The following is a 14,941-nucleotide window of genomic DNA, read 5'->3' as shown; positions in this document are numbered from 1 at the left end:
CGGATGTCTAGAGGGCCGCGTTCCGTTGGCCGGGTCTCGAGCGGACCTTGAGCGGACCCTGAGCAGAAGAGGATCACACGATGACAGGTGCCCCCACGCTTCGCAGCCAGGCGAAGGCCGACCGGCGCACGGCTCTGCTCGATGCCGCGGCGGCGCTCTTCGCGCGCTCGGGCTTCAACGGTGTCGCCATCGAGGATCTCGGTGCGGCGGTCGGCATCAGCGGGCCGGCGGTCTACCGGCATTTCAGCGGCAAGCAGGCGGTGCTCTCCGCGTTGCTCGTCGGGGTGAGTGAGGGACTCGCCTCCGGCGGGCAGATGGTGGTGGATGCTGCCGCCGACGACCGGGCGGCGTTGCTGGCGCTGGTGCGCTTTCACGTGGACTTCGCGCTCACGCATCCCGACGTCATCCGGGTGCAAGACCGCGACCTCGACACCCTGACCGAGCCGGGTCGACACCAGGTGCGTGCGCTGCAGCGCAGCTACGTCGAACTCTGGGTCGCGGTGCTTGGTCGGCTGAATCCAACGGTGCCGGCGCCGCTCCTGCGGGTACGCGCCCAGGCGACCTTCGGTTTGATCAACTCGACTCCGCACAGCGTGCCGACCGTCTCGTCGGCGTTGGTGAGGCCGTTGCTTGAGGAGATGGCACTGGCGGCGTTGACCCCGGCCCCCACACCGAACAGCACCAGCGGCTCTCAGTAGTCGTCGACCTCTCCGCGTAGCCACTCGATATACCGGGCGAGCGAACGGCGCACCACCTCGCGGGCGTCCGAGGGGATGACCTGCCCAAAAGATCCATAGGCCCGGTCGTAGACAAGCGGTTCCAGCCGATCGAGGATCTGACCGACAGCACCCTCCGGCAACGGCAACAAGTTCGGGTACGACCGCATCGCACTCACCGTGCGGCCGCTCGGCCCGATGAAGATGGTGTCGCCGGTGAAGATCACTCCCCTACCGTCTGCACCGTCAGCCCAGTGCAGCACGCTGCTTCCGGCAAAGTGGCCGCCGCACTGCACCAAGCGGATGCCCGGCAACGGGTTCGCTTCGCCACTCCAGTGCACGATGGCCGAGTCAGGCCGCCGCGTCCACGCCCGATCGGCGGCGGCAATGTAGATCGGGGCGCCGCCGAACGCCTGACTCCAACTCACCATCGCCCCCATCAGGTGCGGATGACTGCCGGAGATCGCCGCCACCCCGCCGAGTGCGCGCACCGTCTGCGCTGCGGCGTCGCTGATGAATCCTGGCGGTTCCCAGAGCAGGTTGCCGGTGCTGGTCTGCACGAGCAACGCCTGCTGGCCGATCCCGACCCGCGGCGCGACGCTCAACCGGTGAAGGCCCGTTTCGATGGGTGCAGTGTGCAGCAGGGTGCCCTGTGATTCGAGTTGCTTCGCGGTGATCCAGGCTTGACCCGTGAGCGGCACAAATTGGCGTTCGTCGGTACAGACCTCACATCGCTCCGGCGGCGCAGCCGAATCCTCGTGCTCCAACCCGCAGGCCGTGCAGATCCAGAGCGCCATCAGAACGCCACCCTAGTTGTCGGTCGTGCAGACGCACATTTCGTTGCCCTCGGCATCCGCCAGCACCCACCAATCGGGCGCGTGCTCGTCGGTGAGCAGCACACCGCCCGCCTCGATCACCGCCTTCACCCGCGTCTTGGCGCTGGTGGTGGGCACATACACATCAAGGTGGATGCGGTTGCGCTGGGTGCGCGCGATCTCCATGTGCTGAAACCAGACCCGCGGTCCCTGGCCGCGCGGGTCGACAAGCTCGGTGCCGTCTTCGCCGACCACCTCGCGGTAGTCAAGGCCGACCTTCCAGAACTGAAGGATGGCATCCACGTCGGTGCAGTCGATCGCAATGTCATACCGAGTCGGCCCGAGGCCTCCGACGGTCGCGCCCGCCAGATCTGCGAGCTCCTGGATGCGGAGCGCCAACCGCATGTCCCGTTCGGTCACCCCACCGACGTCGTGGGAGCTCAGGTGAAACGTCGCCGAGCCCCACCCCAGCAACACGTGGGGATGATGATTCAGCTCCTCGGCCACCGCACCGACCCCGTTCACCAGGGCCAAGGCCGAGGCGAAATCACTGGTGCGATAGTTCGCGTGAAGGCCGCCGTCGAGGTGCACAAACGCGGTTCTGCGCAGGCGGTGTGCCGTGTCGGCCTGGCTGAGAAATGCGGGCGCTTTCATAGCCCCACTCTGCTCTGCCCCGCAGGCCGGGTCAACCCTGCTTTCCTGGTCAACAACCCGCGTTCAGCCCGGAGTCAACACGCGCGCAGCACGCGTCACACCATTGTCAATGCGATGCCCGGATTCGCGAGAATCGCCCCGATATCGGTCAGAAAGCGTGCGCCCTGTTCCCCATCGACAAGGCGGTGGTCGAACGAGAGGGCAAGCGTCATCACCTGACGCAGCGCGATCTCCCCGCGGTGCTCCCACGGCTGACGTCGGATGGCACCCATCGCGAGGATCGCAGCCTCCCCCGGATTCAGGATCGGGGTGCCGGCATCCACGCCGAAGACACCGATGTTGGTGATGGTGATGGTTCCGCCGCGGAGATCGGCCGGAGACGTCGTTCCGCCCCGAGCCGCGTCGGCGAGTGAAGCGATCTCGTCCGCGAGTTCGGGAAGGGTGCGCTGATCCGCATCGGCGAGGTTCGGCACGACGAGACCGCGCGGCGTCGCGACGGCGATGCCGAGGTTCACATAATGAAATTGAACGATCTCCCCTGCTGCGTCATCCCACCGCGTGTTCACCGCGGGTTGACGGTCGACTGCGATGCAGAGAGCTTTCGCGACAACGGCGAGTATCCCGATGCGCGCCTGCCCCGGGTCTCTTCGCTGGTTGAGCGTCTCGATCAGGTCCAGGGTCGGCGTCACGTCAATGCTGAGAAACTCGGTCACGTGCGGCGCGGTGAATGCGCTCTGCACCATCGCCGCTGCCGTCAGTTTGCGCAGGCTCCTGATCGGGCTGCGGGTCTCCCGTTCGACTCGTCCCGCATGCGACGCCACGGATGCACCGGGGCGGCTTGCCTTCACACCTCCCGCCGTGTCCCGCTCACTTTCCGCTTGCGCAGTCACGTCATCGCGGGTGATCAGGCCGTGGGCGCCGGTGCCGCTCACCGAGAGCAGGTCGACGCCGAGCTCCCTGGCGAGGGCGCGCACGGGAGGACTAGAGCGTGGGCGTTCGCCGGGATGCACCGGTTGTCGGGGCTCGCCAGGCTCGACGGGCTCCACGGGCGCGACGCGCTCGTCAGGCTCGACAACCGGTCGAGACACAACCGGCGGTGAGGTCGTGCGCGGTTTCCGAACCGGATGCCCGGCGCGCTCGGTCACGGCGCCGTAGCCGACGAGCACCGCTGTGCGTCCCTCGGGCGCGGTCACTGCCGACGCCGCTGACGCCGCTGCTGGCACTGCTGGCACTGCTGGCGCAGCTGCTGCCGGTTCTGGTGCTTCAGCGCGGGGCCCGCCCACGTCCGCGGCACCCGCATCCGGAGCACCCGCATCCGCAGCTTCGGTCTCCGCCACCTCGAACGACAGCAATGGATCCCCCACCTGAATCACCACGCCCGGCTGCTGATGCAGCGCGGTCACGGTGCCGGCGAAGGGTGACGGCAGCTCGACGACTGCTTTCGCCGTCTCGACATCGGCGATGTGCTGGTTCAGCGCGACGATATCCCCTGGCACCACATGCCAGGCCACAACCTCAGACTCGGTCAATCCCTCTCCGAGATCGGGCAGCGAGAAGACTTTGATCATGAGCGGCGTCCCATCACTCGGTCGATTCCATCGAGCATCCGGTCGAGGTCTGGCAGATGATGACTCTCCAGTTTTGCCACCGGATAGGGGATGTCGAACCCGGTCACCCGCACCGGCGCAGCCTCCAGAAACTCAAAGCAGCGCTCGGTGATCGTCGCGATGATCTCGCCGCCCAACCCGCCAGAACGAATCGCCTCGTGGCTGACCACCAGGCGCCCGGTCTTTCTGATCGACGTCTCAATCGTCGGGTAGTCGACAGGGGCGAGCGAACGCAGGTCGATCACCTCAACCGACAGCCCCTCGTCGGCCGCGGCGAGAGCCGCATCCCTCGCCGTTGTCACGAGCGCCCCGTAGGTGACGAGGGTGACGTCAGTGCCCTCAGCGACGATCGTGGCTCGCTCCATCTCCGTGCCGAGCACCTCATCGACCTCACCCTTCACGTGATAGCGCCGCTTGGGCTCGAAGTAGAGCACCGGGTCGTCTGAGGCGATCGCCTGGCGCAACAGAGAGTAGGAATCCTGCGGGTTCGACACGGCGATCACCCGCAGCCCGGCCGTGTGCGCGAAGTAGGCCTCCGGCGACTCGGAGTGGTGTTCGACCGAGCCGATTCCGCCGCCGAACGGCACCCGAATCGTGATCGGCATTCGCACAAGACCGTTGGTTCGGTAGTGCATCTTGGCGACCTGGGCGACGATTTGGTCGAAACTCGGGTAGATGAAGCCGTCGAACTGAATCTCGCAGACCGGCCGGTAGCCACGGTAGGCCAGCCCGACCGCTGTGCCGATGATGCCAGACTCCGCGAGTGGAGTATCGATCACCCGGCGGTTCCCGAACTCGGCGAGTAGTCCGTCGGTCACGCGAAAGACGCCGCCGAGAGGGCCGATGTCTTCGCCGAGCAAAACGACCTTGTCGTCGTCCTGCATCGCCCGCCGCAGGCCCGAGTTGATTGCTTTGCCGAGGGTCATCGTTGTCATGAGTTCTCCCCCGCTCCGGATGTCAGGTCAAAACTGTCGAGGTAAGCCGCATAGTCATCGCGTTGACGTTGCAACGTCGCCTGCGGCGTCACGTAGACGTTGTCGAACAGCGCCAGCGGCTTCGGATCCGGCATGGCCACACACCCGGCGCGAAGCTCGGCGGCCACCCGATCGGCGGTCGATGCCACTTGCCGCTCGAACTCGGGAGTGAAGGCGCCGGCTGCGTCGAGCATCCGTTGCACCCGCAGAATCGGGTCCCGATCAGCCCATTCGGCCAATTCGACCGCGTCGCGGTAGCGGGTCGGATCGTCTGCCGTGGTGTGCGGGCCCATCCGGTACGTGACTGCTTCAATGAAGGTCGGGCCTCCGCCCTTCCGCGCCCGATCGAGGGCGATGCGGGTTGCCGCCGTAACCGCGAGCACGTCGTTGCCGTCGACGCGCAGACTCGGAATCCCGAACCCGGGCGCGCGGTCGGCGAGATTCCCCGCGGATTGCAGTCCGACGGGTTCGGAGATCGCCCAGTGGTTGTTCTGGCAGAAGAAGACCACCGGCGCCTTGAAACTTACCGCGAAGACCATCGCCTCATTGACGTCGCCCTCGCTCGTGGCCCCGTCGCCGAAATAGGCGATGGTCGCCGAGTCGACGCCGTCGAAGGCGCAGCCCACGGCGTATCCCGTGGCGTGCAACGTCTGGGCGCCGATGATGATCGCAGGGGTCGCCATTCCGACCTCAAACGGGTTCCATCCCGATTGAGTGTTTCCGCGCCAGACCCGCAGAAGGTCAGTGAGGCCCACGCCGCGACAGTAGGCGACCCCGTTCTCGCGGTAACTCGAGAAAACGAAATCGTCACTGCGCAGGGTGCGGGCCGATCCGATCTGGGCGGCTTCTTGCCCGAGCAGCGGAGCCCAGAGGCCAAGCTGCCCCTGGCGCTGCAGGGCAGTGGCCTCGGTGTCGATGCGGCGCACCACGACCATGTCTTCATAGAGCGCGCCGAGTTCGGCGAGGCCGATGTCGGCGACCCAGTCATCGAATTCTGGCGCCGCCACGCGCACACCGTCTGGCGTGAGAAGTTGCACGAAGGCTGCATCCGTGTCGTTCATTCGTCGCTCCCCCGCGTCATTGCTGAAGTTAAGACCGTGCTGAAGTTAAGACCGTGCTGAAGTTAAGACCGTGCTGAAGTTAAGACCGTGCTGAAGTTAAGACCGTGCTGAAACTGCATTTCTGAAGTCACCGCGAGCGTACGACTATGCGACAGAGAGCACAATCCTTAGCCAATTCCTTGAGCAGAGTGCACTGTTTTCTGCCGAATCAGGGTGCTACTCTCGGCATCATGTACACCGTCGATCGCACCGACTCGCAGCTCCTTCTGGCACTCATCGCCGACCCGCGCGGCACCTTTGTAGCCCTCGCTTCTCGGCTCGGGCTGTCGCGCAACACGGTGCAGGCGCGCATGACTCGTCTCGAGGAATCCCAGGCCTTCCTGCCGTTCGACCGCTGCATCAGCCCGGCAGCGCTCGGCTACCCGCTCACCGCCTTCATCGAGGTGCACGTGCAACAGAAACAGCTGGCGCAGATCGTGGCTGAGCTGGCCCTGATTCCCGAGATCGTTCAGGCGCATGGCATGAGCGGATCGACCGACCTTCTGGTGCGGGTCGTCTGCACGGATGCCGATGATCTGTTTCGCATCGACGGCACGATTCTGGCCGTCGAGGGTGTGGAGCGCACGGCGACATCGCTCTCGATGGGCGAGCTGATCCCGTACCGGGTGGCGCCGCTCTTGGAGCGAACTTCCGCCCGCGTCTGAGCGGCCGCCGCGCCCAAGCAGCCCTTGCGCAAGCAGCCCCCGCGCCCAATGCACACCGCTGCGCCGGAGCGCCCGCCCGAGCCGGAGGAGCCCCCATTCGACGGAGATTCACGCCAAAATCGCGCCTTTTCGCCAAATCGGGGCCATTTGCGGCAAAATCTCCGTCGAATGGGTGGAACCGCACGAAACTGCGCGGCGAGAATGCCCAGCGAGTGCGACGGGTAGCGGCGATTGCGACGGGTCGGCACGATTGCCACCGCCACGGTTAAAGCGAAAGGGCCCGTCTGCCGAAGCAGAACGGGCCCTCCGTCTCACCGGCAGCCTGGCGAGAGGCGAACCGGGAGATCTATCTGACTAGCCTTCGGCCGGAGCCTCAGCGTGCTCAGCGGCGGCGCCACGACCTTCCGTGTCACCGCCCTCTTCGAGCACCGGGGCGAGCGAAAGCTTGCCACGGTCATCAATCTTGGTGATCTCAACGAGAACCTTCTGGCCGACGCCGAGCACGTCTTCGACGTTCTCAACGCGCTTGCCACCGGCAAGCTTGCGCACCTCAGAGATGTGCAGCAGGCCGTCCTTGCCCGGGAGCAGCGAGACGAAGGCGCCGAATGCGGCGATCTTCACGACAGTTCCGAGGAACTGCTCGCCGACCTCAGGGTTGGTCGGGTTCGCGATGGCGTTGACCTGCGCACGCGCAGCCTCAGCCGACGGTCCGTCAACGGCGCCGATGTACACGGTGCCGTCTTCTTCGATCGAGATGTCTGCGCCGGTCTCGTCCTGAATGGCGTTGATCGTCTTGCCCTTCGGGCCGATCAGCTCGCCAATCTTGTCGACGGGGATCTGGACGCTGATCACGCGGGGCGCGGTCGGTGCCATCTCGTCAGGAGCGTCGATTGCAGCGTTGAGCACGGCGAGGATCGTCGTGCGGGCATCCTTCGCCTGGTTCAGCGCGCCGGCCAAAACCGAGGCGGGGATGCCGTCGAGCTTAGTGTCGAGCTGAATCGCAGTAACGAATTCGCTGGTACCGGCAACCTTGAAGTCCATGTCGCCGAGTGCGTCTTCAGCACCGAGGATGTCGGTCAGAGCCGCGTAGCGGGTCTTGCCGTCAACGGTGTCGGAGATGAGGCCCATGGCGATACCGGCGACGGGTGCCTTCAACGGCACACCGGCGTTCAGCAGCGACAGAGTCGAAGCGCAGACGGAACCCATCGAGGTCGAGCCGTTGGAGCTGAGAGCCTCAGACACCTGACGGATCGCGTAGGGGAACTCCTCGCGCGTCGGCAGCACGGGAACCAGGGCACGCTCAGCGAGCGCTCCGTGGCCGATCTCGCGGCGCTTCGGCGTTCCCACACGGCCGGTCTCACCGGTCGAGTAGGGCGGGAAGTTGTAGTTGTGCATGTAACGCTTCTTGGTGACCGGGTTCAGCGAGTCGATCGTCTGCTCAAGCTTGAGCATGTTCAGCGTGGTGACACCCAGGATCTGGGTCTCGCCGCGCTGGAAGATCGCGGAACCGTGCACGCGCGGGATGACAGCAACCTCGGCGTCGAGCGGGCGGATGTCGGCCAGGCCGCGTCCGTCCATGCGAATGCCTTCGTTGAGCACGCGGGTGCGCACAACCTTCTTGGTGACCGACTTGTACGCGGCACCAACCTGGTTGAGGGCGGAAGCGGGAAGCGTTCCGGCCTCGACCTGAGCGGCAATGGCTTCCTTGACGCGCGCCTTGAGGGCGTCGTCAGCATCCTGACGCTCGACCTTGGCGGCGATCTGGTAGATGCCCTTGAGCTCGGCCTCGGCGAGAGCTGCGACTGCGTCGTAGGTCTCCTGCTCGTAGGGCGGGAAGAGCTTGAACTCAGCGGTCGGCTTGGCTGCGGAGGCAGCGACCTTCTGCTGAGCCTCGATGAGCTGCTTGATGAAGGGCTTCGACGCTTCGATACCCTGCGCGATGACCGCTTCGTTCGGCTTGACGGCGCCGGCCTGAATCAGGTTCCAGGCGTTGTCGGTAGCCTCAGCTTCGATCATCATGATCGCGACGTCGTTGCCGTCATCGATCAGACGACCGGCAACAACCATGCTGAACACAGCGTCGGTGAGCTGCGAGTGCTTCGGGAAGGCAACCCACTGGCCTGAACCCTTGTCGTCGGGCATGAGGGCGACGCGAACGCCACCGATCGGGCCGGAGAAGGGCAGGCCGGCAAGCTGCGTCGACATGGATGCGGCGTTGATCGCGAGCACGTCGTACAGCTCGTCGGGCGCGATGGCCAGAACGGTGACGACAACCTGGATCTCGTTGCGGAGACCGTCGACGAACGACGGACGCAGCGGCCGGTCGATCAGACGGCAGGTGAGGATGGCTTCGGTCGAGGGACGGCCCTCGCGACGGAAGAAGCTGCCCGGGATGCGACCCGCGGCGTACATACGCTCTTCAACGTCGATGGTCAGCGGAAAGAAGTCGAAGTTGTCCTTCGGCTGCTTGCTCGCGCTGGTGGCGGAGAGAAGCATGGTCTCTTCGTCGATGTAAGCGGCAGCAGAACCCTGCGCCTGCTGAGCAAGACGCCCAGTTTCGAAACGGATGGTGCGCTTGCCGTACGTGCCGTTATCGATAACGGTTTCGGCGAACGTGATTTCTGGACCTTCCAAGAGGTCTATCTCCTTTGTTTAGACTCGTTTGCCCGTATGGCGCGCGAGTGGAACAACGAAGCAGAACCACAGAATCTGTGTCGCGGCAGATTTTCTCACCGCGCTCATGCTGGCCACCAGTAGAAATTCACCACCTCGCCTACGCATCCTTCTGCGTACCAGGTGGGAAACCACCACCGAAGACCAGCGCCTGTCAGCCTGCTTCGTACGATGTTTCATTACATCGTGCTCGGCCAACTCGAAAGTTAACCGTCGCAAGTCTAACAGAGGCACCCCTCTGAGCCCCTCATGCCGGCACGATGTTCTGGTTGCCTTGGAACACCGCCATTCGTAGAGGGGGCAATCTCTCGGCGAAAGTCCCGCGTCCACGCGATCGCCCGGTCGGTGCCGGTCGACCCCTCCCCGGTTGCGAACGGATGCGTCACCCAGCGCGAGGAACGCAGGGCGAGCGGGGTGCTTTCCTGGCCCACCGCTCCCACCTGCCCACCCCACGGTGCAATCAGCAGCTGCGACTGAAGGCGCCGATGCTACGCCGACAGGGGCTCACCGAAAAGCGCCTCCCGCGCCCAATCGGGCGTGAAAGGCGCTGTTCGCACACGTGACCTAGCTGGCCTGAAAACCACCCGTCGGGTTGAACGACGGGTCGAGCGTGAACGGGTCGCGCACGAGGCTCGAACGGTCGGAGCGCAGCACGAGTGCCGCCAGTTCGCCTGCCGCGCGATCGATGCGGTTGGGCAGCGTCTTCACCGTGTCGGCGCCGCTCCCCCAGTCTTCAGAGGCCGCGAACACCGAGGTCGGTGCCACGACGGCGTGCAGGTAGGTGAACATCGGGCGGATGGCGTAGTCGAGAGCCAGGGAGTGACGCGCGGTTCCGGCCGTCGCTCCGATCAACACCGGCATGTCGGTGAGCGAGGTGTTGTCCAACACATCGAAGAACGTCTTGAACAGACCGCTGTAGCTCGTGGTGAAGATCGGCGTGACGGCGATCAGGCCGTCGGCCCCCGTGACCGATTCGATCACCGCGTCGAGCCGCGGGCTCGGAAAACCGGTCAGCATGTTGTTCATCACGTCGGTGGCCACGTCGCGGAGTTCGACGGTGACGATCTTTACTTCGACACCGTCTTCGGCCAGCCGCGCCGCTGTCGCGGCGGCCAGCTTGTCAGCCAGCATCCGTGTCGACGACGGCTGGCTGAGGCCGGCCGAGACGACGGCGAGTGTGCGTGTCGTCATCTTAGGCTCCTGCCTTGGTCGTGCTGCCGAGTCCGAATGCGGCGCCGCCGGCCGACTTCACCTGGGCGAACTCGGCGGTGGAGGCCTTCTCGGCCGCGGCCTTGAGCGACGCGTGGGTCGGTGCGTCAGGCACCGACGCCGGACGGTTGGTCGCGAACTCCTTGCGGAGCACCGGCACAACTTCTTCGCCGAGAATGTCGAGCTGCTCGAGCACGACCTTCAGCGGCAGACCGGCGTGGTCCATCAAGAACAGCTGGCGCTGGTAGTCGCCGTAGTAGTCGCGCATCTTGGCGTAGCGGTCGATGATCTCCTGTGGGCTGCCCACCGCGAGGGGGGTCTGCTCCGAGAACTCCTCGAGGCTCGGACCGTGGCCGTAGACCGGGGCGTTGTCAAAGTACGGGCGGAACTCGTTGATGGCATCCTGCGAGTTCTTGCGCATGAAGACCTGGCCGCCGAGGCCGACGATCGCCTGCTCTGCGGTGCCGTGGCCATAGTGCTCGAAGCGCTGGCGGTAGTAGCTGATGAGCTTCATGTAGTGCTCCTTGGGCCAGAAGATGTTGTTGGCGAAGAAGCCGTCACCGTAGTAGGCGGCCTGCTCGGCGATTTCGGGGCTGCGGATCGAGCCGTGCCAGACAAAGGGCGGCACATCGTCGAGTGGGCGCGGCGTCGACTGGAATCCTTGCAGCGGCGTGCGGAACTCGCCCTGCCAGTCAACGAACTCCTCACGCCAGAGGCGGCGCAGCAATGCGTAGTTCTCGAGGGCCAGCGGGATGCCCTGGCGGATGTCCTTACCGAACCACGGGTAGACCGGGCCGGTGTTTCCGCGCCCCAGGGTCAGATCGACGCGGCCGTCGGAGACGTGCTGGAGCATCGCGAAGTCTTCGGCGATCTTCACCGGGTCATTGGTGGTGATCAAGGTGGTCGCGGTGGACAGGATCAGCTTCTCGGTCTTGGCCGCGATGTAGCCGAGCATGGTCGTCGGGCTCGAGGGCACGAACGGCGGGTTGTGGTGCTCGCCGGTCGCGAAGACGTCCATTCCCACTTCTTCGACCTTCTGAGCGATCGTGAGCATGGCTTTGATGCGCTCGTTCTCGGTCGGCGTCTGGCCGGTGGTGGGGTCGGTGGTCAAGTCGCCGACGGTGAAGATTCCGAACTGCATGTCGCCCTCTCAAATTTCAATGCGTTTGCATGGATATTGGGTCCAACCGTACACCCTGCGTTCCTATTCCCGCCCGGTGGAACCGGATTGTCGCCCGCGCTCCTCGGCGAGGGCCTTCTCCTTCTGGCCGAGCACCGAATGGCGGCGACTGTACCCGAAGTAGACGATCAGCCCGATGACCAGCCACACCAGAAACCGCACCCAGGTGAGCGTGGTGAGGTTGAGCATCAGCCACACGCAGAGCGCGGCGGAGAGAATCGGAATCATCGGCGACCACGGCACGCTGAACGCACGCGGCAGATCCGGCCGCTTCTTGCGCAAGACGACCACGGCGATGCTCACCAGCACAAAGGCCGAGAGCGTGCCGATGTTGATCATCTCCTCGAGGATGCCGACATCCGTCAGCCCGGCGATCAGCGCCACGACGACGCCGACCAGGATTTGCACGTGCGCCGGCGTGTGCCGGGTGTCGGAGGTACGGCTCATCCAGCGCGGCAGCAAACCATCGCGACTCATCGCGAACAGCACCCGGGCGAGGCCGAGCAGCAACACCATGATCACAGTGGTCAGGCCGGCGAGAATGCCGATCGAGATCACCTGTGCCGCCCAGCTGGCCCCGACCGCGATGAATGCCGTCGCGAGGCTCGGATCCTTCGCGTCGGCCAACACCGTGTACGGGACCATGCCGGTGAGCACCAGACTCACGCCGATGTAGAGCACACTCACGATGGCGAGGCCGGCGAAGATTCCGCGCGGAAGCGTGCGTTGCGGATTCCTCACCTCCTCGGCCGAGGTGGCGACGACATCGAAACCGATGAACGCGAAGAAGACGAGCGATGCGCCGGCCAGCAGTCCGAACACCCCGTATTGCGCGGGCGCCGCACCGGTCATGAACGAGAAGAGGGATTGCGTCCAGACGTCACCCGCGCCCGGAGCGGCGGGCTGGCTGGGCGGGATGAACGGCGTGTAGTTGGCCGGGTTGATGAAGAATGCGCCGACCACGATCACGAACAGCACGATGGCCACCTTGATGATGGTGAACACGGCGCCGACCCGGCTGGAGAGCTTGGTGCCGAGCACCAGCAGCGTGGTGAAGATCGCGACGATCAAAAACGGGCCCCAGCTCACCTCAAGGCCGAGAACATTGACGGTGGCCGGCACATCCCAGCCCCACAGCTCGAACACGCTGCTGAGGTAGATACCCCAGTACTTGGCAATCACCGCGCCGGCGGTGAGCATCTCGAGGATGAGGTCCCAGCCGATGATCCAGGCCAGCAGCTCCCCCAGCGTGGCATAGGTATAGGTGTAGGCCGAGCCGGCGACGGGGATCGTGGAGGCGAACTCGGCGTAACACATGATCGCCAGGGCGCAGGTGACGGCGGCCAGCACGAATGCGAGGGTGACCGATGGCCCGGCGTAGCTACCTGCTGCCTTTGCGCCCACCGAGAAGATCCCGGCGCCCACGGCGACGGCGACCCCCATGACCATGAGGTCGAAGGTGCCGAGCGACCGCGTCAGACTGCGATGCTCGAGGTGCGAATCGGCCAGTGAATCTTCAATGCTTTTGGTGCGCCACAGGCTCATCGTTTCGCCTTCCGTCGGTGCGGTTCGGCGCCGTTCGGTGGCTCTCACCACCGTGCGGTGCAGGATGCCTAGCTGCTTGTTCGATTGCGTGTTCGTTTGCCTCGAGCCAGCACTGAACGAGGTACTTCATGCTATGACCGAGTGGCCCACTCCGTCTGGAAATTGCGTTGAAAAATTGCCGTTCGACGGAGCACCCCGTCTGAAGCTGCAGGGCGCTGAACGGTGCTCCTCGCGCAGAAAGTGCGCGCCGGAGCTACTCAGCCGCGAGCAGTTGCTCGGCGAGCAGCTCCAGCGTGCGCAGTCGCGCCGGCGACGCGTCGATGCTCGCGCCGGCATGCGCGGAGCCGACCGGCTGCAGCATCACTTCGTCGACGCCGAATTCGGCGGCGAGAGAGCGGATGCGGGCGGCCGCGTTGACGGGCTCGTCGACGATCCAGTTGGCAGACATCCGCTCGATCATCTCGGACTGCGCCGGCGTCATCACGGTTGCCGCTGCCTCTTCGACGGTCGCCACCGGGCCGAGCGGCTGGCCGCTGCGGAGCCGGGCCATCAGCTGCATCTGCGGGAGCGCGAGCGCCGTCGCCTCTTCTTTCGTGTCGGCCACCGACGCGTTGAGGGTGAGGAAGGTGCGTGGTGCGGCCAAATTCTCCGACGGGGTGAACTCGCGGCGGTACACGTTGAGCGCATGCGTGGTGCTGTCGCCGGAGAAGTGGTTGGCAAAAACGTAGGGAAGCCCCTGTGCTGCAGCGAGGTGCGCGGAGAATTCGCTCGACCCGAGCAGCCAGACCTCTGGAATGCCCGTGGCGGCCGGGGTCGCGCGCAACTCGTAGTTTCCGGAGGTCAGTTTCACCGTCGCCCCATCGGGGTGCAGCAGCGCGGTGATGTCGCCGATGTTGCGCGGGAACGCGTCGACGTCGCTGACCGCGCCGCTCGATCGCAGAAGCGAGGTGATGACCGGGTCGCTGCCGGGCGCGCGACCGAGACCGAGGTCGATGCGGCCGGGGAATGCCGCTTCAAGGAGTCCGAACTGCTCGGCGATGACCAGCGGGGCGTGGTTCGGCAGCATGACTCCGCCCGAGCCGACGCGGATGCGCTGCGTGTTCGCGGCGAGGATGCCGATCAGCACCGGCGGGTTCGTCGACGCCACCGACGGCATGTTGTGGTGCTCCGCAACCCAGTAGCGCTCGAAGCCGAGGGCGTCGGCGAGCTGTGCGAGGGCGATCGAAGCGGTGAGCGCTTGGCTCGTGCTCTGGTTCTGGCGAACGGGAATGAGGTCGAGCACGGAGAGGCGCAGTGGAGTAGTCATCTCTAGGGCGAACGGCGGCCGCGCCCGGGGTATTCCCTGGCCGCACGCCCGACCTCGGACGCATCAGAAACAGCACGCAACACCGGATACACAAAACGGGCCGCCACCCGAAGGTGACGGCCCGTTTCGAAGAAGTTCGCGGTATCTTCGACCCTTCGACAAGCTCAGGGACCGAGTACGTTACGAAAGAACTAGCGACGCAGTCCGAGACGCTCGATCAGCGAGCGGTAGCGGCTAATGTCGACATCCGACAGGTAACCGAGCAGACGACGACGCTGACCAACCAGCAGGAGCAGGCCACGACGCGAGTGGTGGTCGTGCTTGTGCTCTTTGAGGTGCTCCGTCAGGTCTTTGATGCGCTGCGTGAGCATTGCGATCTGGACCTCGGGGGAACCGGTGTCACCTGGGTGGGTAGCGTACTCTTCGATGATCGCCTTCTTAGCATTAGCTTCGAGTGCCATAGATGGGATCCCCTTTCTCTCACCAGCAGAGCTGGC

At 65.1% G+C, this 14,941-nt stretch carries 13 protein-coding genes; 2 read left to right on the top strand and 11 right to left on the bottom strand.

What is annotated here, in order from left to right:
* The first annotated feature begins 80 nt into the window (after positions 1-80).
* On the top strand, positions 81-698 hold the full coding sequence (locus tag ABD791_RS20345; RefSeq protein ID WP_345069723.1) for an SACE_7040 family transcriptional regulator: 618 nt from the start codon (positions 81-83) through the stop codon (positions 696-698).
* Here ABD791_RS20345 and ABD791_RS20340 read toward each other — a convergent pair.
* From ABD791_RS20340 to pdhA, 5 genes are all read right to left on the bottom strand, one after another.
* Entirely contained in the window at positions 692-1,513 is an 822-nt protein-coding gene (locus ABD791_RS20340) for an MBL fold metallo-hydrolase (protein WP_345069722.1), read from the bottom strand. The two genes, ABD791_RS20345 and ABD791_RS20340, sit on opposite strands and share 7 nt — an antisense overlap.
* Before the next feature lie 12 nt (positions 1,514-1,525).
* Positions 1,526-2,185, bottom strand: coding sequence for a VOC family protein (locus ABD791_RS20335; protein WP_345069720.1), 660 nt, complete (start codon positions 2,183-2,185; stop codon positions 1,526-1,528).
* Between the two features lie 95 nt (positions 2,186-2,280).
* Complete coding sequence (locus tag ABD791_RS20330) at positions 2,281-3,753, bottom strand: dihydrolipoamide acetyltransferase family protein (RefSeq protein ID WP_345069719.1); 1,473 nt, start codon at positions 3,751-3,753, stop codon at positions 2,281-2,283.
* Positions 3,750-4,727 (bottom strand): alpha-ketoacid dehydrogenase subunit beta, encoded by a 978-nt coding sequence (locus ABD791_RS20325; RefSeq protein ID WP_345069718.1) that lies wholly within the window; start codon positions 4,725-4,727, stop codon positions 3,750-3,752. The genes ABD791_RS20330 and ABD791_RS20325 overlap by 4 nt, the downstream gene beginning before the upstream one ends.
* Complete coding sequence (pdhA, locus tag ABD791_RS20320) at positions 4,724-5,827, bottom strand: pyruvate dehydrogenase (acetyl-transferring) E1 component subunit alpha (RefSeq protein WP_345069716.1); 1,104 nt, start codon at positions 5,825-5,827, stop codon at positions 4,724-4,726. Before pdhA ends, ABD791_RS20325 begins: the two co-directional genes overlap by 4 nt.
* Positions 5,828-6,057: 230 nt before the next feature.
* Between pdhA and ABD791_RS20315 the strand changes: the two genes are divergently transcribed.
* Complete coding sequence (locus tag ABD791_RS20315; protein ID WP_345069715.1) at positions 6,058-6,531, top strand: Lrp/AsnC family transcriptional regulator; 474 nt, start codon at positions 6,058-6,060, stop codon at positions 6,529-6,531.
* A 354-nt stretch (positions 6,532-6,885) separates the two neighbouring features.
* On the opposite strand, the gene ABD791_RS20310 is transcribed toward ABD791_RS20315, so the two are convergent.
* The 6 genes from ABD791_RS20310 to rpsO all read right to left on the bottom strand — a co-directional run bounded on the left by ABD791_RS20310 (position 6,886) and on the right by rpsO (position 14,905).
* Positions 6,886-9,165, bottom strand: coding sequence for a polyribonucleotide nucleotidyltransferase (locus ABD791_RS20310; protein WP_345069714.1), 2,280 nt, complete (start codon positions 9,163-9,165; stop codon positions 6,886-6,888).
* Positions 9,166-9,768: 603 nt separating this feature from the next.
* On the bottom strand, positions 9,769-10,395 hold the full coding sequence (locus ABD791_RS20305; protein WP_345069713.1) for an FMN reductase: 627 nt from the start codon (positions 10,393-10,395) through the stop codon (positions 9,769-9,771).
* A 1-nt stretch (position 10,396) separates the two neighbouring features.
* Positions 10,397-11,554, bottom strand: a complete 1,158-nt coding sequence (locus ABD791_RS20300; protein ID WP_345069712.1) for an LLM class flavin-dependent oxidoreductase — start codon at positions 11,552-11,554, stop codon at positions 10,397-10,399.
* Between the two features lie 63 nt (positions 11,555-11,617).
* Complete coding sequence (locus ABD791_RS20295; RefSeq protein WP_345069711.1) at positions 11,618-13,138, bottom strand: amino acid permease; 1,521 nt, start codon at positions 13,136-13,138, stop codon at positions 11,618-11,620.
* A gap of 253 nt (positions 13,139-13,391) precedes the next feature.
* On the bottom strand, positions 13,392-14,444 hold the full coding sequence (locus tag ABD791_RS20290; protein WP_345069709.1) for an LLM class flavin-dependent oxidoreductase: 1,053 nt from the start codon (positions 14,442-14,444) through the stop codon (positions 13,392-13,394).
* Positions 14,445-14,635: 191 nt separating this feature from the next.
* Entirely contained in the window at positions 14,636-14,905 is a 270-nt protein-coding gene (gene rpsO / locus ABD791_RS20285; RefSeq protein ID WP_345069706.1) for a 30S ribosomal protein S15, read from the bottom strand.
* Positions 14,906-14,941: the final 36 nt, after the last annotated feature.

Origin of the sequence: Glaciibacter kafniensis (assembly GCF_039538945.1) — a bacterium.
In the GTDB taxonomy this organism is placed as follows: domain Bacteria; phylum Actinomycetota; class Actinomycetes; order Actinomycetales; family Microbacteriaceae; genus Cryobacterium; species Cryobacterium kafniensis.
This window is presented reverse-complemented; position numbering and strand designations above follow the sequence as displayed.